This window comes from Neobacillus ginsengisoli (assembly GCF_030813055.1).
The window spans coordinates 262,475-288,567 of the sequence record NZ_JAUSTW010000007.1 but is presented as its reverse complement, the minus strand read 5'-3'; the positions used below and the strand labels follow the sequence as shown (position 1 = coordinate 288,567).

Below are 26,093 nucleotides of genomic sequence, written 5' to 3'. Positions count from 1 at the left end.
TTGCCTGCATTTTTAGAAAAGCGGTCGATTCGCTACCCTTTTTACGGGTTAGTTGGCGTTACAGTGGTGCTGCTCATCATCCTATTCCTATATAACAGGATTTTAAGTTTGGCCGGACTGTTATTAATGTTTTTCCCTATCTATTATATGTTTGTCATTGAGCAGCGTCAGAGGAAGGAAATGGAGGAATACATCTCCACCCTTTCCTATCGGGTGAAACGAGTTGGCGAAGAAGCTCTTATGGAAATGCCGATTGGGATTATGTTGATTAATGATGAGTATTATATTGAGTGGACAAATCCCTTTCTTTCATCGTGCTTTGATGAGGATACACTGGTAGGAAGATCACTTTATGATATTGCAGACGCCCTTATTCCATTAATTAAACAGGAAGTAGAAACAGAAATTATTACACTGCATGACCGGAAATTTCGCGTGATACATAAACGTGAGGAACGATTACTTTACTTTTTTGATGTAACAGAGCAAACTGAAATTGAAAAAATGTATCATGAAGAGCGAACGGCTATTGCAATTATCTTTTTAGACAATTATGATGATTTAACCCAAGGAATGGATGACCAGATGCGCGGAAGCATCAATAACATGGTCACTTCAATTTTGAATAAATGGGCTCAGGATAATGGGATTTTCATCAAAAGAATTTCCTCAGAACGGTTTATTGCCGTTTTTAATGAAGGAATTCTTCAGCTTCTTGAAAAAGGAAAGTTTTCGATTCTTGATGATGTAAGAGAAATGACATCAAAACAAAATGTGTCCTTTACCTTAAGCATCGGGGTTGGCGCAGGTTTATCTTCCTTGCCGGAACTGGGAATCCTTGCTCAGTCAAGCCTTGATTTAGCTTTAGGCCGGGGCGGTGATCAGGTGGCCATCAAACAGCCAAATGGCAAGGTGAAATTCTTCGGCGGGAAAACAAACCCGATTGAAAAACGGACAAGAGTAAGAGCCCGGGTTATTTCTCACGCATTGAAGGATCTTATTACTGCAAGTGATAAAGTGATTATCATGGGACATAAGAATCCTGACATGGATTCAATCGGTTCATCAATCGGTATTTATAAAGTGGCACAGATGAATCTCAAGGACGCCTATATCGTTGTTAATTTTCAGGAAATGGATACCGGTGTGCAGCGGCTAATGGAAGAAATCCGTAACCAGGAACAATTATTTGCACACTTTATCGGTCCTGAAGAAGCTTTAGACATTGCAACGGATAAAACGTTGCTTGTCATTGTCGACACACATAAGCCTTCTTTAGTAATGGATGAGCGATTGTTAAATAAAATCGATAATGTCGTGGTAATTGACCATCATCGCCGCGGTGAGGATTTTATCAAAAATCCTTTACTTGTTTATATGGAACCATATGCATCCTCAACTGCGGAATTGGTAACGGAGTTTCTTGAATATCAGCCAAAACGCGGTAAAATTGAAATGATTGAAGCTACAGCACTTTTAGCGGGTATTATTGTCGATACCAAAAGCTTTACATTACGGACCGGTGCACGGACCTTTGATGCTGCTGCCTATTTACGGGGCCAGGGTGCTGATACCATTCTTGTTCAAAAGTTTTTGAGGGAAGATGTAGAAACGTATATAAAAAGGTCAAAGTTAATAGAATCTGCTTCCTTTTATCGGGAAGGTATTGCGATTGCCAAAGGAAATGAAGATGAATACCATGATCAAGTAATGATCGCTCAAGCGGCAGATACGTTGTTAACGATGGATAGTGTGATAGCTTCCTTTGTGATATCGAAGCGCAGCGAAGAAGTAATTGGAATAAGTGCCAGGTCTTTGGGAAAAGTCAATGTCCAGATCATTATGGAAAGCCTCAAAGGCGGAGGCCATCTAACAAATGCCGCCACTCAGATTTCAGGGCTGACAATTGAAGAAACAGAAGCGCAATTAAAGCTGGCAATTGATGATTATTTTGAAGGAGTGAAAAAGGAATGAAAGTAATTTTTCTAAAAGATGTTAAAGGTAAAGGTAAAAAAGGTGAGGTCAAGAATGTTGCCGATGGCTATGCGCATAATTTTTTAATCAAGCAGGGCCTGGCGCAAGAAGCGAATCAGACAAATATCAGTACACTGGATGCGCAAAAGAAGAAAGAAGAAAAGCTTGCAGCCGAAGAGCTTGCTGAAGCGAAAAAATTAAAAGAAGTAGTGGATAAAATTACGGTGGAGTTAACAGCTAAAGCAGGTGAAGGCGGCAGATTATTCGGTTCTATTACAACAAAGCAAATTGCCGAAGAACTGCAAAAGAAGCATGGCATTAAAATTGACAAGCGGAAAATGGAATTGACGGATGCAATTCGTACGCTTGGCCACACCAAGATTCCTGTGAAGCTTTATCATGATGTAACAGCAACATTAACAGTTCATGTTAAAGAAGGAAACTAAATTTGCCAGTTCGAATTTCCTGACAAACATGTTAAAATAATAAATGTTAAACAAGTGATGTGATCGGTATGAACTGGTCACTTTTTTCTTTTTGAGATATGATAGTTTTAATTCTTTAATAAATGATCCTCTAAATAGGAGGTTTTTGATATATGAGCGATTTATATGCAGACCGCCTGCCCCCTCAAAACATTGAAGCTGAACAGGCTGTTCTAGGTGCTATATTCCTGGAACCATCTTCATTAACAATGGCTTCTGAAATCTTAATCCCTGAAGACTTTTACCGTGCTGCCCACCAAAAAATCTTTAATGTGATGCTAAAGCTGAACGACCTTGGTAAGGCAGTTGACCTTATCACCGTTACCGAGGAGCTTGCCGCTGCAAAGCTATTAGAAGATACAGGCGGTGTCAGTTATTTAAGCGATCTTGCCGGCTCGGTTCCGACGGCTGCAAATATTGAATATTATGCTAGAATAGTAGAAGAAAAGTCCTTATTAAGACGCTTAATTCGGACGGCTACCGGAATTGCCTCCGATGGGTATTCCCGTGAGGATGAAGTAGAAGCATTATTAAGTGAAGCGGAAAAAAGCATCCTGGAAGTGGCACAAAGGAAGAATGCCGGTGCTTTCCACAACATTAAGGATGTTCTTGTGCGTACGTATGACAATATTGAGCTCATGCATAACCGGGTTGGTGATATTACCGGGCTTGAGACTGGATTTGTTGAACTTGACCGGATGACAGCAGGATTCCAGCGCAATGACTTAATCATTGTCGGCGCCCGTCCTTCTGTAGGTAAAACAGCGTTTGCTTTAAATATTGCCCAAAATGTTGCCAAAAAAACAGGTGAAAATATTGCAATCTTCAGTCTTGAGATGGGCGCTGAGCAGCTAGTTATGCGTCTCTTATGTGCTGAAGGAAATATCGATGCCCAAAGGCTTCGTACTGGGTCACTGACCGATGAAGACTGGGGCAAGCTGACGATGGCGATGGGAAGTCTTGCAAGCAGTGGGATCTTTATTGATGATACTCCTGGTGTGAGAATCAGCGATATTCGTTCCAAATGCCGTCGATTAAAGCAAGAGCACGGCTTAGGAATGATTTTAATCGACTATTTGCAGCTAATTTTAGGGAGCGGCCGGTCCGGTGAAAACCGCCAGCAGGAAGTATCCGAAATTTCCAGGTCATTAAAACAGTTAGCCCGTGAGCTTCAAGTGCCTGTCATTGCCCTTTCTCAGCTTTCGCGTGGTGTCGAGCAGCGTCAGGATAAGCGTCCGATGATGTCCGATATCCGTGAATCAGGTAGTATCGAGCAGGACGCTGATATCGTTGCATTCCTATATCGTGATGACTATTATGATAAGGAATCCGAAGCTAAGAACATTATTGAAATCATTATTGCCAAGCAGCGTAATGGTCCGACCGGAACGGTACAGCTGGCATTCGTAAAGGAATATAATAAATTCGTCAACTTGGAGAGGCGCTTTGATGATTCTGCCGTCCCTCCTGGAGCATAAATAGGATTAGGCTAGCCTGAATTTTAGAGGCTAGCCTTTTTGATATAGTTCTAAATTAGTATTTTACGAACATATTTTTATAGCTTTATATAAAATGTTCGTGTTTTGTTGACTTTCTCACCGAATAATTGGTAAACTATCTATGGATTAAATTAGAAAATTAAATTGAAGCATAAATTTCGGAGGTGCCTTTAATGTCATCAGTTGTGGTTGTTGGTACACAGTGGGGAGACGAAGGAAAGGGAAAAATAACGGATTTTCTTTCTGAAAATGCAGAAACGATTGCCCGTTATCAAGGAGGCAATAATGCAGGTCACACCATTCAGTTTAATGGCGAAACCTACAAATTGCATTTAATTCCATCAGGGATTTTTTATAAAGAAAAAATTTGCGTCATCGGTAATGGAATGGTTGTCGACCCTAAGGCACTTATTGCAGAATTGGCTTACTTACATGAAAAAGGGATTACTACAGATAACTTACGTATTAGTAATCGTGCCCATGTAATTCTACCTTACCACTTAAAGCTCGATGAAGTGGAAGAGGATCGTAAAGGTGCAAATAAAATCGGAACGACCAAAAAGGGGATTGGCCCTGCTTATATGGACAAAGCAGCACGTGTCGGAATCCGAATTGCGGATCTATTGGAACGTGATGTGTTTGAAGAAAAGCTTGAGCAAAACCTTGCAGAGAAAAATCGCTTGTTCGAACGGATTTATGAGACGACAGGTTTTAAGAAAGAAGATATTTTAGACGAGTATTATGAATATGGGCAACAATTTAAGCAATATGTTTGTGATACATCTGTTGTGTTAAATGATGCTTTGGACGAAGGCAAGCGTGTTCTTTTCGAAGGCGCACAAGGCGTCATGCTTGATATTGACCAAGGGACATACCCATTTGTTACTTCATCTAATCCGGTTGCCGGCGGAGTAACCATCGGTTCCGGCGTTGGTCCATCTAAAATTACCCATGTGGTCGGTGTTTGTAAAGCGTACACTTCCCGTGTCGGTGACGGACCATTCCCTACGGAATTAAATAATGAAATCGGTAATCAGATTCGTGAAGTAGGACGCGAGTATGGTACAACAACAGGACGTCCCCGCCGTGTCGGCTGGTTTGACAGCGTCGTTGTCCGTCATGCCCGCCGCGTTAGCGGTTTAACGGACCTGTCCCTCAATTCAATTGACGTTTTAACAGGTATTGAAACACTAAAGATTTGTACTGCTTATAGCTACAAAGGTGAACATATTACAGAATATCCGGCAAGCCTAAAGGTATTAGCTGAGTGTGAACCTGTTTATGAAGAACTGCCAGGCTGGACAGAAGATATTACAGGCTGCAAATCATTAGATGAACTACCTGTTAATGCCCGGCATTATGTAGAACGTGTCACACAACTCACAGGGATTCCATTAACAACTTTCTCTGTCGGACCAGACCGCAACCAAACAAATGTAGTTCGCAGCCCTTGGAGACAGATTTAATCATTACTAATAAAGCCCTCCTTTCAGGAGGGTTTTTATATTTCTTGAAAAATTTTATTAAAAAAGTATTGCGCAATTTTTATTTTCTGTGATATTATAAAAAGCGTCGTCACAAACGAGATAAGTTTGAGAGCCATTAGCTCAGTTGGTAGAGCACGATCGAATAAGCTTCCAAGAATCACCATCAGGGCACACGCCGAGCCGCAGCTTGAATAAGCTTACTGAGGCGGGGGCATCTGACAAAGATTTGTGTACGATAATAAGTATGAGCCATTAGCTCAGTCGGTAGAGCATCTGACTTTTAATCAGAGGGTCGAAGGTTCGAGTCCTTCATGGCTCACCATTTTAATAATGTATGGCCCCTTGGTCAAGCGGTTAAGACACCGCCCTTTCACGGCGGTAACACGGGTTCGAATCCCGTAGGGGTCATCGGCATTTGGCTGGTCAGTAAGCGACTGGCAAGGACGGTCTCCTTGCTGACTGCCATATTTATTTATATCTGGTCCGGTAGTTCAGTTGGTTAGAATGCCTGCCTGTCACGCAGGAGGTCGCGGGTTCGAGTCCCGTCCGGACCGCCATAAAAGTGGCTCAGTAGCTCAGTCGGTAGAGCAAAGGACTGAAAATCCTTGTGTCGGCGGTTCGATTCCGTCCTGAGCCATCCCAAAAAGAAGCTTCCGAATGTAAGCTTCTTTTTTTGTGCCTTTATTTTCCAAACGATGTAATGCCTTTGTAATGAAGAATCCAGTAACTTGCAAATATACCGCGTAATTTGTCCTATTTTGTAAAATGAAGTCACTCCTCTTAAACTTCTAAAAAATCCTTATTTTTAGGTATTAGAACCTATCTTCCCTCAAAAAACCGCATGAAATTTTAACTGTTATCTTTTTAATAAACATCAAAAAATGTCAGCTATTATACAATTTTGTTACATTATAGCGACTGATAAATTTTTTAATAAAGATTATGTTAAAGTATAGTAGTTAAAATTCCGGAATATTCTTTCGTAGATATAAAGAACTAGTTTTAGAGATTTTGCGAGACAAAGGTGAAACAGGTTGGTCAAAATGGTTCAAAGGATGTTACCTATCATATATCAGAACAAAACGGAACAACAGTCATGAAGGACGCAATCAGCGAGCAGGTTCTCGTGCCGTCCATAAATCAAATTATTGTGAACGGAACCAGAGCTATTTCTTCACGCGGTGAGGGAACCTTTGCCTGGCCGACAGCAGGCGGCTATGTTTCAAGCCCAATGGGATTCAGATGGGGAAAAATGCATAAGGGAATTGATATTGCCAGGCCAAGTAATCCAACAATTAAAGCTGCTGATAATGGTATTGTTGTTTCAGCAGGCTGGGATAACGGCGGTTATGGAAATATGATTGTAATTGACCATCAAAATGGTTTCCAAACTATTTATGGTCACTTAGCATCCATCAGTGTAAGGGCCGGTCAATCCGTGGAAAAGGGTTCGAGCATAGGAATTATGGGCCAAACCGGTGATGCAACCGGAGTACATTTACACTTTGAAGTGCATAAAAACGGGGGCTTACAAAACCGCTTTCTTATCTCAAATAATAAAAATAAAGGTCTCTAGTCAATGCTGGAGACTTTTTATATTTGTCGGAAAAAGGCGCCTCCCTCTCTTCTTACAATTACTACCTGCTGTTAATAGATGAATTAAAGCTCATAAAATGGTAAAGTAAAATAGAGTAGGTATGACTGTTATTCGTTTTTGAATCAATAGATATTTTTAATATAAAGGAGCAATAGGTATGGAAAAGAAAATTCTTGTTGTCGATGATGAAAAGCCGATTGCGGATATTTTGCAGTTTAACTTAAAAAAGGAAGGTTATGATGTTTATTGCGCCTATGATGGTATGGAGGCGCTAACGATGGTAGAAGAAATCCAGCCTGACTTAGTTCTCCTGGATATCATGCTTCCGCTAAGAGACGGAATGGAAGTTTGCCGTGAAGTCCGTAAAAAATACGAGATGCCAATTATTATGCTGACGGCAAAAGATTCTGAAATTGACAAGGTGCTGGGCCTTGAACTTGGCGCGGATGATTATGTGACGAAACCTTTTAGTACAAGGGAATTAATTGCACGGGTTAAAGCAAACTTACGCCGTCATCAGCAAATCATTTCCCAACCGGATGCTGAGACGGAGACGAATGAAATTGAAATAGGCTCCCTGGTTATTCATCCTGATGCCTATGTCGTTTCAAAGCGTGGTGAAACGATAGAATTAACTCACCGTGAGTTCGAGCTGCTTTATTATTTGGCCAAACATATTGGGCAGGTCATGACGAGGGAGCACTTATTACAAACCGTTTGGGGCTACGACTATTACGGTGATGTAAGAACGGTCGATGTCACGGTCAGGCGGTTACGGGAGAAAATTGAGGATAGCCCGAGTCATCCAACATGGATCGTCACTCGCAGAGGTGTGGGATACTATTTGCGGAATCCTGATCAGGAGTAATTGCCTTGATGAGAAAAGTCGGTTTTTTTCGTTCAATACACGTTAAATTTGTCATCATCTATGTCCTGCTTATTTTAGTTGCCATGCAAATTATTGGAGTGTATTTTGTCAAACAGCTTGAAGAAACCTTAAGGACGAATTTCCAGACTTCATTAAAAGCACGTGTTAATTTGCTTGCTTATAATATTGTTCAAGAGATGGAAAAAGAGCGGACAACTGAAGATCCGACACTTGAAGCAGACGTAAAGAAAATTCTTAGGGACTTTTCAGCTGTTGACATTTCTGAAGTTCGGGTAATTGATGGCAGATCATTAAAGATTATTGGAACGTCGGATCCTAATAATCAAGGACTGGTAGGCCAAAGGACTACAGATCTTAGAATCAAACAATCCTTGGTCTTAGAAGAAGACCAAAGTAATATTTTAATTGACCCGAGAACAGGACATCGAATTTGGGTCCTCTCCACTCCGATTAAATCGGGTAAAAAAGTGATTGGCGCAATTTATCTTGTCGCAAAAATAGAAAGTGTCTTCGAACAAATGAAGACGATTAATCGGATTTTTGCAACAGGTACAGCGATCGCCTTATCGATAACCGCTGTTCTGGGTATTTTATTAGCCCAAACCATTACAAGACCCATTGCGGACATGAAAAAGCAGGCACTGGCGATGGCAAAGGGGAATTTTTCACGTAAAGTAAGAGTGTATGGCAATGATGAAATAGGTACATTAGCGATTACCTTTAACAATCTAACGAAAAAGCTTCAGGAAGCGCAGGCAATGACTGAAGGAGAAAGAAGAAAGCTTTCGTCTGTCCTCTCTTATATGACGGATGGCGTGATTGCGACCGATCGAAAGGGCCGGGTAATTTTAATTAACGATCCTGCGGCAGAAATGCTGGATGTTTCACGTGAAACAGTTCTCTCACAGCCAATTGTTTCTTTATTGGGGTTAAGTGATACCAATTCCTTTGAGGACTTACTAGAGGAAAATGATTCTTTAATCTTGGATTACAGTACAAAAGCAAAACGCTATATTCTCCGAGCTAACTTTTCCGTTATTCAAAAAGAAACCGGATTTGTGAATGGCTTAATTGCTGTTCTTCATGATATTACCGAACAGGAAAAAATCGATGCCGAGCGAAGAGAGTTTGTGGCCAATGTATCACACGAGCTAAGAACGCCGTTAACTTCAATGAGAAGTTACTTAGAGGCCCTTGCTGATGGAGCCTGGAAAGATGAAGAAATAGCCCCGAAATTTTTAGAGGTAACCAAGACGGAAACCGAAAGAATGATTCGGATGGTTAATGATCTGCTCCAGCTTTCGAAAATGGACAGCACGGATTATCGGCTTAATAAAGAGTGGGTGAATTTTGTTGTTTTCTTTGATCGAATTATTGATCGATTGGAAATGGCAAAGAATTCAAATGTGACCTTCAAAAGACAGCTGCCAAAGCATGCCATCTTTGTTGAAATCGATGAAGATAAAATGACTCAGGTACTTTATAATATTATTTCAAATGCCATCAAGTACTCACCGGAAGGCGGACAAGTCAGCTTCTCTATTAAAGAAGAAGAGGAAAAAATCATTGTCAGCATTTCCGATGAAGGGATGGGGATTCCAAAAGAAAATATCGGAAAGATTTTTGACCGTTTTTATCGGGTTGATAAAGCAAGGACCCGTAAATTGGGCGGAACCGGGCTTGGTCTGGCTATTGCGAAGGAAATGGTGAATGCGCATGGCGGGGCGATATGGGCGACGAGTGTAGAAGGAAAAGGGACGGTTATCTCCTTTTCACTGCCTTATGAGCGATTTGAAGAGGATGAATGGTCATGAGATACGAAAAAATAAAATCAGCTATTTTAGGGATACTCGTGTTGGTGAGTATTGTGTTGACTTGGAACCTTTGGACGTATCAGCCCAATTATGAAACGATGCAAAACAGTAATTATGTAGCAGAGGTCAATGTAAGTGAAAAACAAGAAGTACAAAAAATTGTCACACCCGATCAGATTCTCTACCATATTAAGGGTGCACATTACGGGACCAACAGTAACACGGATATTGAAAAGATCATTAAAGAATTAAGCTTATGGTCTTTCTACGATGTCAAAAATTACACCGATAAAGTCAGCAATTTTAAAGAATTGACTCAAGGAAATGGCAACACTGAAATTGCCTTTCCCGGTGAGGTACCGATTGAATTATATCGGAACGTTCTAAATTTCAAGGAAAAAAAGATCCCTTCTTTTAATTTTGATCGGATTATCATCAATGTTGAGAATTCTGACAAAGAAAACGGAATTGTATATTTTGTTTCCTCTGTCAATCAGCAGGTTTATATAAGTCATATATCGCCTGCCTATCTCAGTAATTTTAATCATAACTTTTATAAAAATGCAGAACGGTTTCCACGCTACTTTGCTTATAATTTAAGCGATAAGCGAACGATTTTTTTACCTGAGAAGGAAACGGATATGATGGAGTATAAATATTTGCCGGTTACACTGCCATCGGATGATTTCAAAGATGCCCTATTCAGCGACCCGAGCTTTGTTCAAAAAAGCTTTATCCAGCAAGGGGAAGAGTACACAAACGGTTCAAGTAAAATGACCGTGAATAACAGCAGCAATATGCTGATTTATGTTAATCCGACTGCAGAGAATGATTATATTGAAAAACCTTATGAGCTGTTAAAGCGAAGTATTGATTTTGTCAATGAGCATGGCGGATGGTCAGACTCTTATCATTACGTTTCTAAAAATGAAACGAACGGCTCTGTAACCTTCAGACTATACAGTATTGATGGATTTCCAGTATTTAATGAAACAGGCCTTTCGGAAATCACAGAGGTTTGGGGCAAGGACGAAATTAATAAATATGTCCGGCCAAATATTTCATTGGAGCTTCCATTAAGGACGGAAATGCAAAAGATGACCCTTCCCTCCGGTCATGATGTACTGAAGTTACTGCAAGGCCGTAAGAATTTTAGGCCCGAACTCCTTGAGGACCTGGTTTTGGGCTATCAAATGGGAAGAGATTCAGAAGAAAAGAAATTAATCCTCTTAGAACCTGCCTGGTATTACCGCTATGATAAAACATGGGGGCAGCTTTCAATGGATGACCTGGGAGGATTAAAACATGGATTGGAGTAAAATTAAAACGATATTTATCATAACCTTTTTAATTCTGGATGTTTATCTCTTATACCAATTTTTGAAAAACCGTGATGCCAATAAGTATGAAGTGATTACGGAGGCCTCTGTCGAAGAAAAACTAAAAGCTGATGAAATTCAGTATGTAGACCTTCCTAAAGCTGTGATTAAAGATCAATATTTAAGCGCAAAACCAAAAATGTTCAATAAAGGTGATATCGCTAAACTAAAGGGACAAATGGCTACTGTAAAGGATGGAACGACGATTGAGTCCGTATTAGAAAAACCAGTGCAAATTAGCTCAAAATTTGAGCCTTCGGACCTTTCATCCTTTATAAAGGACAACCTTCTTTACGGTGATCATTATCAATTTTGGGAGAAAAGCAACAAATTGAATACCATTACTTATTTTCAAGAAAATGATAATTATCCATTTTATGAAAATATTAATGGGATGATCACCTTCAAGATTAATTCAGATAATCAAATTGTTTCCTATGAACAAACCTATCTTGAAGAGATTGACAAACTTACGGCAAAAGAGGAAATACTCCCGCCATTAAAGGCAATTGAAACATTGCATCAAAAGGGCTTGCTGAAGCCTAAAAGCAAAATTACAAAAATTGAGCTCGGGTATTCGACCATAATCCAGCTTGCAGCCTCACAGGTTTTAGCACCGACATGGCGATTTGTGGTGGATGATAAAGACAGTCTCTTTGTTAATGCGTTTGAGGGGCAGATTATTCAATTTAATAGCGATGAAAAAAAGTCAGTGGAGTGAAATAGTATGTCATTAAGTTACAGCGTCTTAGCAAGCGGCAGTACGGGGAATGCCCTTTATGTGGAGTCTGATGAACATTCATTTCTCGTAGATGCGGGGTTTAGCGGGAAGCAAATGGAAGCCCTTTTCGCACAAATTGACCGTGATATTAGTAAGCTTACCGGTATATTCGTCACTCACGAGCACAGTGATCATATTAAAGGAATTGGAGTGCTGGCACGCAAATATAAATTGCCTGTTTATGCGAATGAATTGACATGGCGCGCCATGGATGGCCTAGTCGGTGAAATACCTCTTGACCAAAAGTTTATTTTTAATATGGAAACGGTAAAAAGCTTCGGAGCAACGGACATTGAATCGTTTGGGGTATCACATGATGCGGCTGAACCTATGTTTTACGTTTTTCATGATGGCGGGAAGAAGCTGGTTTTGATCACAGACACAGGGTATGTCAGCGACAGAATGAAAGGGATTATCTCCAATGCCGAGGCTTATATTTTTGAATCGAACCATGATGTCCAGATGCTGAGAATGGGCAGGTATCCATGGAACATCAAGCGAAGAATCCTTAGTGATGTCGGGCATGTATCCAATGAAGATGCAGCAATTGCCATGAGTGAAGTAATCGGCGACAACACCAAGAGGGTCTACCTTGCCCATTTAAGCCTTGATAATAATATGAAAGACTTGGCGCGAATGTCAGTAACACAAACACTGCAAAGCCAAGGTTTAATTGTTGGCGAACAGTTTGAGCTTTACGATACAGATCCGAAAATACCGACGATATTGACCGCAGTATAGAGATTCATGTATACAATGAAATAATCCGGGAATAAAGAGTGAAGAAGCTGTTAAGCCTCCTCACTCTTTATTTATAATGAAAAAAATTGGAAGAATTTTATAAATTTTTATATCAAGGAGTATAATTGTTTTTATAAGCCAAAATAGTAATTAGCAATCTTTTCGAAAGAGAGGAATGGTGTAAAGTGGGTTATTATGATGATCATTCACAGGGGCGCTATAAGGAACAGAAAGGAAGCAAAGGCAGGTATTTTATTTCTAGTTTAGCGGGTGCAATTATTGGTGCACTAGTAGTTGTTCTTGCCATTCCAACATTGTCTAACCAAGGATTACTTCCGTATAAAATTCAAACGGGCCAAAATCTTGGTACAGAAACGAATAATAATAATCAAGGGATCAACACTGAACAGGTTTCAGTTAAGGTTAGCACTGATACCACGAAAGCTGTTGAAAAAACCGGTGGTGCCGTAGTTGGAATCACCAATATCCAATCAACAAATTTTTGGTCTGACAGTGGAAAAAGCTCCGACCAGGCTGCAGGGACGGGCTCTGGTGTTATATACAAAAAAGAAGGAAATAATGCGTTTATTGTCACCAATAATCATGTTGTGGAAGGTGCGACTAAACTAGAAGTAAGCCTTAACGATGGGACAAAGATTCCGGCAAAACTTCTTGGAACTGATATCTGGACCGATTTAGCTGTGTTAGAAATTGACGGAAGCAAAGTGAAAGAGGTTGCAGAATTCGGTAATTCTGATGCCTTAAAATTAGGGGAACCGGTGATTGCAATTGGAAATCCACTTGGTCCGACCTTCTCTGGCTCGGTAACTGAGGGAATTATATCAGGGCTCAATCGGACGATTCCGGTAGACATTAATGGAGATGGTGTGGTGGATTGGCAAGCAGAGGTTTTGCAAACAGATGCTGCCATTAATCCCGGTAACAGTGGCGGTGCGTTACTCAATATTGCTGGTCAAGTCGTCGGGATTAATTCGATGAAAATTTCCGAACAGTCGGTTGAAGGAATTGGCTTATCGATTCCAATTAATTCGGCAAAGCCAATTATTAACGACCTTGAGCATTATGGAAGTGTAAAGCGCCCATATATGGGAGTCGATTTGAAATCAGTTTCGGAAATTCCTGCTTACTATCAGCAAGAAGCTCTTAAACTTCCCGGAAATGTCACCTATGGAGTAGCTCTTCGTCAGGTAGTGCCAAACTCGCCGGCCTCTCAGGCAGGTTTGAAAGAGCTGGATGTGATAGTTGAATTGGATGGAGAAAAAATAAATGATGTCATCGATCTTCGGAAGCATCTGTATCAGAAGAAGAAAATTGGCGAAACTATGAAGGTAAAGTTTTACCGGGCAGGAAAATTACAAGAAACAACCTTAAAACTAGTTGCGGATACTTCTTCGCAAAAATAGGAAAAAAGCAGGAATGTGACGTTCCTGCTTTTTTCTATGGTAATATGATTGAGGAATCTTGCTTTTGTATGGTAGCAGAATGAAAAGTATAAAATAAAGCTAATGGAAAATTATTTAGTTCGGAAGGTGAAGTGGAAAATGATTTATTGCTGTGAGGAACATGTGGATATTGCTTTAGATACGATTGTGGATGAATATGAAACATTTCCGTTATTAACAAAAATTCCTGGGGATAACTTATCAACAACCTGTGAATATTGTCGAAATATGGCTACATATGTTGTGGCGAACGAGTGATCCCATACAAGATGTGGATAAAAATTGTGGACATGTGGATAACTTCTGTGGATATCTTGTTTGTAAGCTGTTTGTAATCATTTTGAAAAGGGTTGTGGATTGTGAATATCTCGATTGTAACGGTCGGCAAATTAAAAGAGAAATATTTGAGGCTCGGTATTGATGAATATTTAAAGCGGTTATCGGCCTATGCAAAGGTGGAGATTACCGAGGTTGCAGATGAAAAGGCCCCTGAAGAATTAAGCGAGCTGGAAATGCTGCAGGTAAAGCAAAAAGAAGGTGAACGGATCTTAGCAAAGATTAGCCAAGACACATATGTGATTGCTTTAGCGATAAACGGGAAAATGCAATCGTCAGAAGAACTTGCCAATACATTGGATAAATTAGCTACATACGGAAAAAGCAAAATTGCCTTCATCATTGGTGGATCATTAGGGTTGAGTGAGGAAGTATTGAAAAGGTCGAATGAACAATTGTCTTTTTCAAAAATGACCTTCCCCCATCAGCTCATAAAGCTGATCCTTGTGGAACAGATTTATCGGGCTTATCGGATTAATCGCGGGGAACCATACCATAAGTAAATGAGGTTATTAATTAATCAAAAAATTGAATAACATGTTTCTTAGGGGAAAGCTGTAACACACAAGAGTTTGTATGTTACAGCTTTTTTTAGATTCACATATGAGTTTAACGCCTTAAATATTGGCTAGGTGTAAGATAGACTTAAGCTGCTCCATCCCTCCCCATTCTTCAAACTTTCTCTTTCCGATTCTATCTATTTCTTCAATTGTTATTGGTTTATTTGGTTCTTCCCGCATTGCACCTGAACCTGGGAATACAAGATATACTATTTCCCTTTTTGTTGTGCCTCCGCCATTTCTTGGATTTCCCATCATCCCCAGAAGACAAGCCAGTTTTATTGATCCTTCCCCTATCCTGCTTATCCCTGCCTCATCGGTGGGCCACGCATCAGCAAATATGGCAAATGCCATTCGTCCGTTGGCTTTATTATAGACCATACCAATGTCTCCAAGAACCACATCCTCCTCGAAGGATTTAGTTCCCCAACTTGTATATGAAGGATAGGGAAGTACAAAATAGGGAATTGTTTCGGAATCAACATATCTTTTAGGATCGTTTTCATCATAGAAAATAAATTCAAGAGAAGTCTGGATAACATAATAGCCAGGAGCAGGATCTGTTGACTTCTGTTTAATATAATCTCCTGGATTTTCAGGGTCTGGGATTAGTGACCACCAGACATTTCCAAAAGAATCAAAACCAATATCATTCGGATGACATGCCCTATAGGCACCATCAGCATCAATATCCATTTTGCTCGTGAAGAAAAAACCCTTTTTATCTCGTATTTTGCAAATTGGTATATCTACATCCAAATTGGCATCATAAATCATTTCAATTATCGTTATTTTTTTATCCCAATTATCATATTCACTGTCATTCATCCAATCTATCCTCCCTCTGGACAAGGGGCTATTCAATCAGGTTTTCCAGTTGATCTTGTGGTAAATATATCCTCCATTGATCAATTTATTAAATTGATAGAGGAAGCTTTGACACCGAAAACCACACTGCTGTTGATGGGTTTCTTTTGTGATGAAAAATTAAACTTAATTGAAGTAAAGGAAACGGTAGATTTAATAAATAAAATATTATCACAGTAAAAGTGGGGGAATTCCTCCTCTAAAAATATTAAAGAAATATTTGCTTAAATGGGTTACGACTGTTGGATTTTTATTGAGGACAATGATGTTAAGTGGTCTAAATAGTTAAATAGATTTATACACTTATTGTAGTTAACTGGTTCCTTTTAAGGAGCCTTTTTATTTAAAATTAAGACATATTTTTATTTGAGAAATGAATGTAAAAGAAGTAAATCCTCATGCTCATTATTCAATTATTAGTGACCAAAAACCCTTGTATTGCTGAAGAGGTTTTAAAAATTATATTATGCTAATGTTTTTCAGAGTTGCTTTCTCTCATCCGATCTTTCCTTTCCAATATAAACCTCCTGCAATACCTTTATTCCTGTTTTTTACTTCCCCTATTTTTTATCAATTTTTGATTTGCAAGCTGATTTTTAATTTATTTATCTAATATCGGGCCAATTTAAAGCTTTACAATAAGAAATAACATTATTTACATAATTTTGAGTCACCTCAAGTGGTGGTACTCCATTATATTTTTTTATTTTATCTGGACCGGCATTGTAGGAAGCTATTGCAAGAGTCCAATCATTAAATTCACTGAAAAGTGCTTTTAAATAACGTGCAGCTCCATCGAGGGATTCCTCTGGAATACACGGGTTAACGCCAAGGAAATTCGCTGTTTCAATTTGAAATTGCATTAATCCAATTCCGCCATCTGCAGAAACTAGATTGGGATTTCCCCGACTTTCAACAACCATAATACTGTAGAGGATTTTGCTGGGGACTTCATATTTTTGGGCAGCTTCTATGATGTTTTTTGCCCATCTTTTGGCTTGTGGGCCACCCAGAATTTGATCAGGTATTAATTCGCTGAAGGTTTCGCTCAAGAATGGTTCATCTTCGCTAATCTCTTGGATTTTAAGCACTTGATCAACAAATATTTGGTCAGAGGAGAGATTATTTAATTTTATTAGCTGCCTAATGTTGACTCCGAATTTTTTCGATATTCCCCAAAGTGTATCGGATGGATTCACAATATACATTTGGAACTTTTTGGCTTGTGTGCCGCCTGAAATCTGATCAGGCTTCATTTCATTGAAAGTTTCGTTCAAATTCTGCTTTTCCTCGCTAATCTCTTGGATTTTAAGCACTTGATCGACAAAAATTTGATCAGAAGAGAGATTATTTAATTTTTTTAGCTGCCTAATGCTGACTCCAAACTTTTTCGATATTCCCCAAAGTGTATCTGAAGGTTTTACAATATAATATAATTGGAATTTTCCCTTTTCCGATTTTTTCATTTGAACAAAAAACTCCCCTTCTTTCAAAATGGTAATTTACGGTTCTGAACTCTTTTTTGTTGCAAATATTGATTCTCATTATGGGATCCTTTTTTCCGGTTAATAACAGTGAGTCTATTATTAGTGGAACAATATTACGGGTTTAAATTTTTATTAAAATACGATTGCCCCGCATCTATCGTTATAGCTTGGCCAGTAATTGAAGTTATTACGTGAGTGACTGAGTAGAAAGCATTAGCCACTTCTTCAGATGTTGTTATACGCTTTAATGAAGTTGTATTAGCAATGGCGCCCAAGTCTCTGCCAACCGAAGATGATGCTCCAGTCTCTACTGTTCCTGGCAGGATCACGTTTATTCGAATACCGTATTGTCCAAGATAATCTACTAAAGATATGACGAAGCCTAGTAAACCTGCTTTCGCTGCACTATAGGATACTAACTTGTAACTGCGGGTAGCGTTAATGGAGGATGTTAAAGTAATAGATTTATCATTTGATTTAGAAGCAATAACTAATGGGAAGAATTTCTGTACAAGGGCAATTTGAGCAGTTAAATTTAAAGCAATGGATTCTTCAATTGCTGTTCTAGATAAGTTTCCAAATCCTACAAATTCTTTTGGGGAGGGACCCCCTGCGAGAGATAATATATGATCGATAGAACCACAAGAATCTTTTATATTGTTATATAAGTTATTTAGTGATTCATCGTCTAAAATGTTAAATGGATAAAAAGTAACATTAGAGTATGACTCCAACTGCCTCCCTTTCTCTTCGTTAATATCAGCTGCTATTACATGAAATCCTTCTTTGGCATAACGTTTGACACAAGCAGAACCGATCCCGCCTGAACCACCTATTATTAATACTGTTTGCTTATACATAAGTGGCTCCCTTCATAAATTAAGATTCAATAAAGGTATTTCACATATTGTTTAACATTTTACTTATATTTTCAATGTGATAATTTTTCTCTAGAGCTTTTTCAACCATATATGGAAGTGCTTTTAATGACGATTCAGTTGGGTGCATCAAAATGATTGAGCCATTCTTGATATTTGGGACAATTTTATCAATGATCTCATTTGCATTTTTAATTTTCCAATCGAGTGTATCCAGTGACCATAAGACAGTAACCATCTTAAGCCGTGCAGCTATTTCAAGGACTTTCGTATCAATATAGCCAGACGGGGGAGTAAAGTATTTAGGCGTAACCCCTAATACTTCATTGATAATTTTATTCGTTTGAGTTATCTCCATATGGATTTCTTCTACTGATAATGTTCTCATATCCCTATGAGAATAGGAGTGATTTCCAATTTCCTGATTAGAATTTTTAATCATGAGTGCATATTCAGGGTACTGTTCCACCCACCATCCCTGGAGAAAAAAGGTGAGGCTGATATTTCTTTCCTTCAGGAAATTTAATAATTCGATTAAATACTCATTTCCCCAAGCCACATTTACAATAAAAGAAATTTTTCGAAGGGTTTCATTACCATGATAGATAGGAAACGGGATTTTATTATCTTCCATAAATGTTCTTCCCCTTGTTTTCTGATTCAATACTATATGTTAAATACAAACAAAATGCTTGTTTATATGTCACGTCTTTTAATTTTCTCAAAGAAAGAGCCCATTTCCCTGAAAAGGTGGTCCAATTATCTATCCATCCTTCTAATTCGCACATACTATGTTTTTAGCTTCTTTTATTAGCTAACGCCTTAAAAAGTAAATTACAGTTGGTGAAAAAACATGAGTGTACAGCAAATTGATATTTATTTGGATGGTCAACCGGTGAAAAGCCATTATTATATAAGCAATGGATGTATAATGATTCCAGCCTTGTTCTTTAAGCATGCTAATGTCTTAGTAGACTACGAGAGGGAGAATCAATGTATAAAGATGAAACAAAATAAGACAACCATCACCTTCATTAAAGACCAATACGAGGTTTTAGTACAAAACGAAAATCAAATAAAAAAAGAAACTTTGGCGGTTGCCCCCTTGGAGCTCCATGGAAAATTTTTTATACCGTTTCAATATGTCACTCAACATCTGGGGATGTCTTTTTCGGAATGCTCATCCCCCAATAGAATTGATTTGGTGGCGAATCATTCTGCCCGCTCTCATCAAGCAGTCTTCTATAAGGGGCCAGCAAATAAAAAAAGAGTGGCTTTAACCTTTGATGATGGTCCGGATCAAGTTTACACGCCTAAGATCTTGGATATTCTAAACGGAAAAAAAATTAAAGCGACTTTTTTTGTGATTGGTCAACAAATTAGCAAAACACCCGAAATGCTCAAACGAATTATGAATGAAGGCCATGAGATTGGGAACCATAGCTGGAGCCATCCAAACTTTATCGAACTAATGGCGTCCGATCTAATAAAGGAAATTAAATCCACCGAGGCTGAAATTCATTCACATACTGGAAAATTCACGCCCAACCTTCGCCCCCCATATGGCTTTGTTACGAAATCAGATATTCAAATCATCAACGATTTAGGTTATAAGGTAATCATGTGGACAGTAGATACACTCGACTGGACTGGATTAACAGACAAGGAGATTATTTCAATTGTAAATAGGGATTTAACGGAAGGGGCGATAATATTACAGCACTCTTTTCAATCCTCAACAAGCAAGCTCGATGGGACAGTCAAGGCTTTACCTGTCATTATTGATAAGTTAATAAACGAAGGGTACGAAGTTGTCACCATAAGTAAATTGTTCGAATGATTTTATAAGTTTCTTAACAAACCAAAGGGAAGTGAATCTATGCGCGTTTTATTCTTAGAAAGTCATCCTATGTGGATTCATGGATTACCAAATGGATTTATCGACGCGGGACATGATGTAAAAATTTCCGGTCCAATCGATCAGCTCGATATCCATAAACTTATTTCAGAATTTCAGCCCGATTTAATCATTACAATGGGATGGGGTCCTGAAAACACAAGGATAGACAAACAAAAGAAAATTTATGAAAGTACGGTACATGTTAATGTTCCCCATGTATATTGGGCAACAGAAGATCCGACATCTACAGAAATATTTACGATGCCGTATATTCGTAGAACTCATCCTGACTTTGTGTTCACAATTTGCCGGGACCGGGTCAGTTACTACAGAAGACTGGGAATCCCTTCAGAACATTTAGATTTTGGCTATCATCCGAAAGTTCACCATCCTTTAGAGTTTGATGCTCAATATTATTCGCCCGTCTCTATTGTTGCTAACGGATATCCAAAAAAGCTTTCCTATTTCCCCCATCATTTTAGACACCAATCTATGAAAAATTTAATTACACCACTGCTTCAAAATAATATTCAAATAAATTTTTATGGGAATAACTGGGACAGTATGGGCCCTCATTTGGGGGTGGAAATTCCTAAGGACTGGATCCGGGGTTACATTGATTATACTGACGCAAATAAAGTATACAGCTCTTCTGATATCATCATTGGACTGCAAAACCTGCCTACACAATTAACACAGCGAACATATGAAGTACTGGGCTCTGGAGGGGTATTTTTAACCAATAGCACACCTAAAATCAATCGGCTTTTTAAATCCGGAGAAGATTTGCTCACATCCTCAACACCTGAAGAAACGATTGAGTTAGTAAATTATTTCCTTCAGCACCCTGAGGAAAGGAAAAGAATACAGAAAAATGGACTTGAAGCCGTACGTAAACACTCCTATAAAGAAAGAGCCCAATATATGTTGGAAGTTTTGGACAAAGAGGGAGTCTTTCACAAAGGGAAAAGTTTGTACAGTTTAGATACAGAAAAAAGAACAACCTATCAACAGGATAATTTTGAAATCTATATTGTCCAAAATGGAGATACTTTGTCTTATATTTGTAAAGAATTTGGAGTAACGATTAATCAGTTAAAGCAGCTAAATGGATTAACCTCAGATATGATTGATACCGGCTTTCCTATGAAAATTAGACTACTAAAGAACCAAGGTGAAAAATCTTGTGAATAAAAAATATGACTACTATACAATCAGCTATGGAGATACGTTAGGTAAAATTGCAAAGGATATTGGTATTTCAATAGAAAAACTAAAAAAGGATAACTGTTTAACATCAGACTTTATCTATGCTGGCCAACTTTTAAAGATTGATAGGGAGTATACAGGATCAAAAGCAATGCCGTCTGTTTTCATTTCCAAGGGTTTAAAAGATGACAAAATGATTTCCCTTACCTTTGACGCCGGTGATAGCGCGGAGAATACAGAAAATATATTGGATGTCTTAATAAGAAATGATGTCCAGACAACCATGTTTTTAACAGGAGCCTGGGTTGAACAATTCCCAAAACTTGTTAAAAGAATTGTTTCAGACGGACATGAGATCGCCAATCATTCTTATAGTCATCCGGATTTCACGAAATTATCCCAAAATGAAATGATCATGGAATTAACAAACACTATTTCAAGTTTTGAAACGATTGTTGGACAAAAAGGGAGCTCTTTATTTCGCCCGCCGTATGGTTGTTGGAATAAAACCCTTTTGGAGGCTGCGGGTCAAATTGGCATCCCTTTTACCATCTATTGGAGCATAGATACGATTGATTGGCAGGAACCAACTCCAGATACGATTTATAATCGAATTTTCTCAAAACTTACAGGTAATGACATTGTATTAGCTCATTTAAATGGGAAGCCTACTGCCGCCGCAATGAATCTTGTCATACCTGAGCTCAAAAAACGTGGATATCAATTAGTTAAAATAAGTGAGATGCTTTGGGACTAAGTCTTTATAGGAGAGAGAAAAATGAGAGTGTTGTTTTTGGAAAATAACCCCATGTGGATTTATGGACTTCCAAAAGGCTTTTGTGATGCTGGACATACAGTCATCGTTTCCGGTCCTTTGACTTCTGAAGGTCTGAACGATATGATATCCAACTTTCAACCGGATTTAATATTTACGATGGGGCATACGTCTGAACATACACCAGAAAAACAAAAAATGATAAAAGAGTATGTTTCGCCTACAAAAATCCCTCATGTCTATTGGGCAACAGAGGACCCTGGGTATACGCTGACTTTTTCGCTGCCTCTTATTCAGACCATCAAACCAGACTTTGTATTTACTATTTGCCCCTCCAGGGTTGATTTTTATAAAGATCAACAGATTCCAGCAGCACATCTGGATTTTGGATATCATTCAAGTGTTCATTTTCCTGACATTTCTGAAAAGTATGAGGTTTCGCTTGCCGTTGTAGCTAATGGTTACCCCATGCTTTATGAAACAAGACCTGATCACTACCGTTTTAAAGCACTAAGGTCACTGCTCAGTCCATTTTTGGAAGAAGATATTAGAATTGATTTCTGGGGCCGTTACTGGGATCAAATGGAGCATATCCTTGGCAAAAAGATTCCTGATGAATGGATCCATGGGTTTCTCCCTTATACGGAAGCAAATAAAGTGTACAGTTCAGCAGATTTTGTTTTAGGTGTCCAAAATCATGATTCGCAAGTAACGCAGCGTACGTATGAAGTACTTGGATCGGGTGGTCTCTTGCTTACAAATGACACATCTGAAATTAGGAGATTATTTTCCCCAGGCCAAGATCTTTTATCCAGTAATTCATCCAGAGAAACGATTGAGCTAGTCAAATACTATTTACGTTATCCCGAAGAACGAACGAGAATAAAAAAGGCCGGTATGGAATCGGTAAAAAAATATTCTTTTAAAAATCGGGCTGAGTATGTTATTAACACCCTCATCGATGCCGGTATTCTGTCTAAAGGTGCAGAAAGCTCTGGAACAGGGGAATTCATCCATTATGTAGATAAATTAAAGGAAAACTATGAAATTTATGTTATTCAGCCTAAAGATACTTTATGGAGTATTTCAAGAAAATTTGGAGTAAGTGTTGATGAACTTAAGCAGTTGAATAATCTTAAAACAGATATCATCTTAGTAAATCATTATTTAAAAGTAAAAAAGAAGTAGCTTAATTTAATAATACTAGAGGTGAAATAATGCGTATTCTCTTTATAGAAAGCGGGGAAATTTGGAGTAATAATTTAGCCAAAGGATTTACCGCTAGCGGGCATGATGTCCTCATTTCCGGTCCAATTGACAATGAGAATCTATCAAGCATGATTAAAACCTTTAAACCTGATTTTTCCATTACAGTCGGTTGGGGAGCAGAACATACAAAAGATAAGCAGAAGATTATACGAGAACAGATGGCAGCACATAAAATTCCTTTGGTGTATTGGGCGGTAGAAGACCCTGCTTATACGGAAGCATGGTCGCTTCCATTAATAAATGCGATTGCACCTGACTTTGTGTTTACAATATGCCCGGATACGGTAGAAACCTATAAGCAATTAGGTATACTGGCCAGCCATTTAGATTTCGGTTATGAAGAGACTATCCACCAGCCCATTCATATCCATTCCGAATATAAATCACAAATAGCAATAGTTGCAAATGCATATCCAGATATTTTGGAAAACTATCCAAATCATTTCCGCCATAGATCTATAGATATTCTTATTCGGCCGCTTCTTAAGGAGAATATTCGTATTGATTTTTGGGGGAATAATTGGGATAAGATGGATGACTACTTGGGCTTCAAAATACCAAACGAATGGATTCACGGTTTTCTAAACTATAAAGATGCAAATAAAGTGTATAGTTCCTCAAAAATTTTATTAGGGTTACAAAATTACCCTGCATTATTAACTCAACGAACCTATGAAATTTTAGGATCAGGCGGCTTTCTTCTTACACTGGATACACCTGGTGTAAGGAAAAATTTTATACCTAGAAAAGATTTAGTTGTCTCTTTATCCCCGGAAGAGACCATTCACAAAGTTCATTACTACCTTAATCAACCCGAAAAAAGATCCCAAATCCAAATGCAGGGCCGGAAATCGGTTGAAGAACACTCCTATAAATTTAGGGCAAATCAAATCATCAGCACATTAATTGAAAATGATATTTTAAAAACTGGTTTAAATGAAATGAAAGGAAAAGGTGAAATTATTTATTATAGTCCCAATGATCATTACGAAACCTATAAGGTCCAAAAAGGAGATACTTTATATAAAATTTCTAGAAAGTTTGAGGTACCAATTGAGGAATTAAAAACTTTAAATGTGTTAAGCTCTGATTTGATCATTGAAAATCAAATACTAAAAATAAGAAAAAGATTTGTTTAAACCTCACTTACTTATGTTACGGTGAACCGTATCATAAGTAAATAAGGTTTTTAGCCAAATGCCTCTCCTTAAGGTTGGGGAGGCTGGAATATAATAAGTTTTCTTAACGGAAATAGAAATGATAAGAATGATATTGTCGAAATATAAAGAAAATCGATTGACAATTTTAAGAATTCTATTAAACTAAAAATAATTCTATCCTTAAATTTTTTTTATATTAGCTACTCCGAAAGTCTTTATTTTCCTTTTACTTTCTCCAATTTAAGCCACATTAAACCTCTTTTTCTCACTCGCATTAACACTCATTAATTTTAAAGAATCGTTTCCAAATTAGTTAAGTCATTTAGGCCAACTGTATAATTTTTGTAGTTTTTCCACTAAATTTGTTTAAATAATTTATTTTCAATAGTATATAAAGGTTGCTGAAAAAGACATGACTATTGGATAGGAGGAGGAATGCTATGGGATTTGAAGAAGAATACCAGGCTTTTATGAATGCTCACTTGCAGGCAAGAACCGGTGAACGGTTGCGGCGCTTACAAGAAGGTCACAAACAAGCTGAAATGTTGTTTGTGAAGCAAGTGTGGTGGCCCTTATTTCACCATTTTCGGTATCTTCATCCAGAATATGAAGTCGATGATTTCAAGGATGGCAAAAGGTATTTGGATTTTGCTTATATTCGTCCCGCCATCCGGATTTGCCTTGAGATCGACGGGTACGGCCCTCACCTAAAGAACATAAGTAGATGGCAATTTTCCGACAGTCTGGAACGTCAAAACCAGTTGGTGATTGACGGATGGACCGTGATCCGCTTTTCTTATGACCAAGTTAAAGAGAAGCCTCGTCGATGCCAACAGATTGTTCAGCAAGTGATTGGCCGATGGCTGGGTGATGAACTGGACCAGACCTCCCTGTCCTTTGTCGAAAAGGAAGTGCTTCGGCTAGCGATTCGAAAAGGAGAAGCCATATCCCCTATAGAAGTCGAGAAGTATTTGAAGCTAAGTGACAAGACGGTAAAAAAAGTACTTTCTCAACTAGTCGATAAAAAGATGCTGATTCCCGCATCTGGGATCGTGAGGGTCCGCTCTTATCGGTTAGGGGATCAGGTTAAGCATCCGATCTGATAAATAGACGGAGAAATTTCTCTTAATTTGTAAATAGCACTGAAAATAGCTTAAATAGACGGAGAGATTTCGCCTATTGACTCGAAAACCGAGAAAATGGGTAATTTTCTTTGCATAAACGGAAAACCTCCCCTTATATACCCCGAAACGAGCTCTATTCTGCATCTAACCGAAAAATCTCCGCTTATTTTACTATCGCTGGTTACTCAATTAAGGACAAGACTTCTTATTCTATTTTTTAGAAAAACCTCATTTACTTATGATAAGGTTCACCGTAACGTACCTAAATGAGGTTCTCTTGGATTTTTTTGAAATAACAAAAAAGGTGCTAATTCAAAGCACCCTTTTTAAAAAACCCGTCTCGTGATGGGTTTCATCTCACTTCCTTTTTCCCGATTGTTTTCCATTCCGATTTACAAAAAGCTTCCACGCAGCAAAGC

At 38.5% G+C, this 26,093-nt stretch carries 23 protein-coding genes and 4 tRNA genes; 23 read left to right on the top strand and 4 right to left on the bottom strand.

Going from position 1 to position 26,093, the window contains the following annotated elements; translation table 11 throughout:
* From J2S10_RS20770 to rlmH, 17 genes are all read left to right on the top strand, one after another.
* A complete protein-coding gene (locus J2S10_RS20770) occupies positions 1-1,974 on the top strand; it encodes a DHH family phosphoesterase (RefSeq protein WP_307411761.1) in 1,974 nt (657 codons plus the stop codon).
* Positions 1,971-2,420 carry a 50S ribosomal protein L9 gene (gene rplI / locus J2S10_RS20765; RefSeq protein WP_307411759.1) on the top strand — a complete coding sequence of 150 codons (450 nt, stop codon included), beginning with the start codon at positions 1,971-1,973 and terminating at the stop codon, positions 2,418-2,420. Before J2S10_RS20770 ends, rplI begins: the two co-directional genes overlap by 4 nt.
* Before the next feature lie 152 nt (positions 2,421-2,572).
* Complete coding sequence (dnaB, locus tag J2S10_RS20760) at positions 2,573-3,937, top strand: replicative DNA helicase (protein WP_307411756.1); 1,365 nt, start codon at positions 2,573-2,575, stop codon at positions 3,935-3,937.
* A gap of 194 nt (positions 3,938-4,131) precedes the next feature.
* Positions 4,132-5,424, top strand: coding sequence for an adenylosuccinate synthase (locus J2S10_RS20755; protein WP_307411754.1), 1,293 nt, complete (start codon positions 4,132-4,134; stop codon positions 5,422-5,424).
* A 267-nt stretch (positions 5,425-5,691) separates the two neighbouring features.
* Positions 5,692-5,767: transfer RNA gene (locus J2S10_RS20750), tRNA-Lys, on the top strand.
* 14 nt (positions 5,768-5,781) lie between these two features.
* Positions 5,782-5,853 (top strand) — tRNA-Glu (locus J2S10_RS20745).
* A 72-nt stretch (positions 5,854-5,925) separates the two neighbouring features.
* A tRNA-Asp gene (locus J2S10_RS20740) sits at positions 5,926-6,002 on the top strand.
* Positions 6,003-6,009: 7 nt separating this feature from the next.
* Positions 6,010-6,082: transfer RNA gene (locus J2S10_RS20735), tRNA-Phe, on the top strand.
* Positions 6,083-6,469: 387 nt separating this feature from the next.
* The gene (locus J2S10_RS20730) at positions 6,470-7,021 is read left to right on the top strand and encodes a peptidoglycan DD-metalloendopeptidase family protein (protein WP_307411751.1); all 552 of its coding nucleotides are present in this window, start codon (positions 6,470-6,472) and stop codon (positions 7,019-7,021) included.
* A 178-nt stretch (positions 7,022-7,199) separates the two neighbouring features.
* Positions 7,200-7,910, top strand: coding sequence for a response regulator YycF (gene yycF / locus J2S10_RS20725; protein ID WP_307411750.1), 711 nt, complete (start codon positions 7,200-7,202; stop codon positions 7,908-7,910).
* Between the two features lie 8 nt (positions 7,911-7,918).
* Complete coding sequence (walK, locus tag J2S10_RS20720) at positions 7,919-9,745, top strand: cell wall metabolism sensor histidine kinase WalK (protein ID WP_307411874.1); 1,827 nt, start codon at positions 7,919-7,921, stop codon at positions 9,743-9,745.
* Positions 9,742-11,064, top strand: a complete 1,323-nt coding sequence (locus J2S10_RS20715) for a YycH family regulatory protein (RefSeq protein ID WP_307411747.1) — start codon at positions 9,742-9,744, stop codon at positions 11,062-11,064. The genes walK and J2S10_RS20715 overlap by 4 nt, the downstream gene beginning before the upstream one ends.
* Entirely contained in the window at positions 11,051-11,845 is a 795-nt protein-coding gene (locus J2S10_RS20710; protein ID WP_307411744.1) for a two-component system regulatory protein YycI, read from the top strand. The genes J2S10_RS20715 and J2S10_RS20710 overlap by 14 nt, the downstream gene beginning before the upstream one ends.
* A 6-nt stretch (positions 11,846-11,851) precedes the next feature.
* Positions 11,852-12,646 (top strand): MBL fold metallo-hydrolase, encoded by a 795-nt coding sequence (locus J2S10_RS20705; RefSeq protein ID WP_307411741.1) that lies wholly within the window; start codon positions 11,852-11,854, stop codon positions 12,644-12,646.
* A 185-nt stretch (positions 12,647-12,831) separates the two neighbouring features.
* Entirely contained in the window at positions 12,832-14,070 is a 1,239-nt protein-coding gene (locus tag J2S10_RS20700) for a S1C family serine protease (protein ID WP_307411738.1), read from the top strand.
* A 138-nt stretch (positions 14,071-14,208) separates the two neighbouring features.
* Positions 14,209-14,367 (top strand): CxxH/CxxC protein, encoded by a 159-nt coding sequence (locus J2S10_RS20695; protein WP_307411735.1) that lies wholly within the window; start codon positions 14,209-14,211, stop codon positions 14,365-14,367.
* A 101-nt stretch (positions 14,368-14,468) separates the two neighbouring features.
* A complete protein-coding gene (rlmH, locus tag J2S10_RS20690; RefSeq protein ID WP_307411732.1) occupies positions 14,469-14,948 on the top strand; it encodes a 23S rRNA (pseudouridine(1915)-N(3))-methyltransferase RlmH in 480 nt (159 codons plus the stop codon).
* A 114-nt stretch (positions 14,949-15,062) separates the two neighbouring features.
* Here the strand turns inward: rlmH and J2S10_RS20685 are convergent, their stop codons facing one another.
* From J2S10_RS20685 to J2S10_RS20670, 4 genes are all read right to left on the bottom strand, one after another.
* On the bottom strand, positions 15,063-15,833 hold the full coding sequence (locus J2S10_RS20685; RefSeq protein ID WP_307411728.1) for a glycoside hydrolase family 75 protein: 771 nt from the start codon (positions 15,831-15,833) through the stop codon (positions 15,063-15,065).
* Positions 15,834-16,477: 644 nt separating this feature from the next.
* A complete protein-coding gene (locus J2S10_RS20680; RefSeq protein ID WP_307411726.1) occupies positions 16,478-17,338 on the bottom strand; it encodes a lytic transglycosylase in 861 nt (286 codons plus the stop codon).
* A gap of 134 nt (positions 17,339-17,472) precedes the next feature.
* Positions 17,473-18,219, bottom strand: a complete 747-nt coding sequence (locus J2S10_RS20675) for an SDR family NAD(P)-dependent oxidoreductase (protein WP_307411723.1) — start codon at positions 18,217-18,219, stop codon at positions 17,473-17,475.
* A 40-nt stretch (positions 18,220-18,259) separates the two neighbouring features.
* Positions 18,260-18,871, bottom strand: a complete 612-nt coding sequence (locus J2S10_RS20670) for a polysaccharide deacetylase family protein (protein WP_307411721.1) — start codon at positions 18,869-18,871, stop codon at positions 18,260-18,262.
* A 219-nt stretch (positions 18,872-19,090) separates the two neighbouring features.
* On the opposite strand from J2S10_RS20670, the gene J2S10_RS20665 reads away from it, so the two are divergent.
* From J2S10_RS20665 to J2S10_RS20640, 6 genes are all read left to right on the top strand, one after another.
* Positions 19,091-20,077 carry a polysaccharide deacetylase family protein gene (locus J2S10_RS20665; RefSeq protein ID WP_307411717.1) on the top strand — a complete coding sequence of 329 codons (987 nt, stop codon included), beginning with the start codon at positions 19,091-19,093 and terminating at the stop codon, positions 20,075-20,077.
* A gap of 39 nt (positions 20,078-20,116) precedes the next feature.
* Positions 20,117-21,331 (top strand): glycosyltransferase family protein, encoded by a 1,215-nt coding sequence (locus J2S10_RS20660; protein WP_307411712.1) that lies wholly within the window; start codon positions 20,117-20,119, stop codon positions 21,329-21,331.
* The gene (locus tag J2S10_RS20655; protein WP_307411709.1) at positions 21,324-22,103 is read left to right on the top strand and encodes a polysaccharide deacetylase family protein; all 780 of its coding nucleotides are present in this window, start codon (positions 21,324-21,326) and stop codon (positions 22,101-22,103) included. Before J2S10_RS20660 ends, J2S10_RS20655 begins: the two co-directional genes overlap by 8 nt.
* Positions 22,104-22,124: 21 nt before the next feature.
* Positions 22,125-23,309: a glycosyltransferase family protein gene (locus tag J2S10_RS20650; protein ID WP_307411705.1), complete on the top strand. Its 1,185-nt coding sequence runs from the start codon at positions 22,125-22,127 to the stop codon at positions 23,307-23,309.
* Positions 23,310-23,338: 29 nt separating this feature from the next.
* Positions 23,339-24,529 carry a glycosyltransferase family protein gene (locus J2S10_RS20645; protein ID WP_307411702.1) on the top strand — a complete coding sequence of 397 codons (1,191 nt, stop codon included), beginning with the start codon at positions 23,339-23,341 and terminating at the stop codon, positions 24,527-24,529.
* 461 nt (positions 24,530-24,990) lie between these two features.
* Positions 24,991-25,653 (top strand): DNA-binding response regulator, encoded by a 663-nt coding sequence (locus tag J2S10_RS20640; protein ID WP_307411699.1) that lies wholly within the window; start codon positions 24,991-24,993, stop codon positions 25,651-25,653.
* The last annotated feature ends 440 nt before the right edge of the window (positions 25,654-26,093 follow it).

Bases quoted from the DNA above. Each gene is read 5' to 3' on its own strand.
- rplI (WP_307411759.1), top strand. From the start codon at position 1,971: ATGAAAGTAATTTTTCTAAAAGATGTTAAAGGTAAAGGTAAAAAAGGT.
- dnaB (WP_307411756.1), top strand. From the start codon at position 2,573: ATGAGCGATTTATATGCAGACCGCCTGCCCCCTCAAAACATTGAAGCT.
- J2S10_RS20755 (WP_307411754.1), top strand. From the start codon at position 4,132: ATGTCATCAGTTGTGGTTGTTGGTACACAGTGGGGAGACGAAGGAAAG.
- yycF (WP_307411750.1), top strand. From the start codon at position 7,200: ATGGAAAAGAAAATTCTTGTTGTCGATGATGAAAAGCCGATTGCGGAT.
- walK (WP_307411874.1), top strand. From the start codon at position 7,919: ATGAGAAAAGTCGGTTTTTTTCGTTCAATACACGTTAAATTTGTCATC.
- J2S10_RS20715 (WP_307411747.1), top strand. From the start codon at position 9,742: ATGAGATACGAAAAAATAAAATCAGCTATTTTAGGGATACTCGTGTTG.
- J2S10_RS20710 (WP_307411744.1), top strand. From the start codon at position 11,051: ATGGATTGGAGTAAAATTAAAACGATATTTATCATAACCTTTTTAATT.
- J2S10_RS20705 (WP_307411741.1), top strand. From the start codon at position 11,852: ATGTCATTAAGTTACAGCGTCTTAGCAAGCGGCAGTACGGGGAATGCC.
- J2S10_RS20695 (WP_307411735.1), top strand. From the start codon at position 14,209: ATGATTTATTGCTGTGAGGAACATGTGGATATTGCTTTAGATACGATT.
- J2S10_RS20685 (WP_307411728.1), bottom strand. From the start codon at position 15,833: ATGAATGACAGTGAATATGATAATTGGGATAAAAAAATAACGATAATT.
- J2S10_RS20680 (WP_307411726.1), bottom strand. From the start codon at position 17,338: ATGAAAAAATCGGAAAAGGGAAAATTCCAATTATATTATATTGTAAAA.
- J2S10_RS20675 (WP_307411723.1), bottom strand. From the start codon at position 18,219: ATGTATAAGCAAACAGTATTAATAATAGGTGGTTCAGGCGGGATCGGT.
- J2S10_RS20670 (WP_307411721.1), bottom strand. From the start codon at position 18,871: ATGGAAGATAATAAAATCCCGTTTCCTATCTATCATGGTAATGAAACC.
- J2S10_RS20665 (WP_307411717.1), top strand. From the start codon at position 19,091: ATGAGTGTACAGCAAATTGATATTTATTTGGATGGTCAACCGGTGAAA.
- J2S10_RS20660 (WP_307411712.1), top strand. From the start codon at position 20,117: ATGCGCGTTTTATTCTTAGAAAGTCATCCTATGTGGATTCATGGATTA.
- J2S10_RS20650 (WP_307411705.1), top strand. From the start codon at position 22,125: ATGAGAGTGTTGTTTTTGGAAAATAACCCCATGTGGATTTATGGACTT.
- J2S10_RS20645 (WP_307411702.1), top strand. From the start codon at position 23,339: ATGCGTATTCTCTTTATAGAAAGCGGGGAAATTTGGAGTAATAATTTA.
- J2S10_RS20640 (WP_307411699.1), top strand. From the start codon at position 24,991: ATGGGATTTGAAGAAGAATACCAGGCTTTTATGAATGCTCACTTGCAG.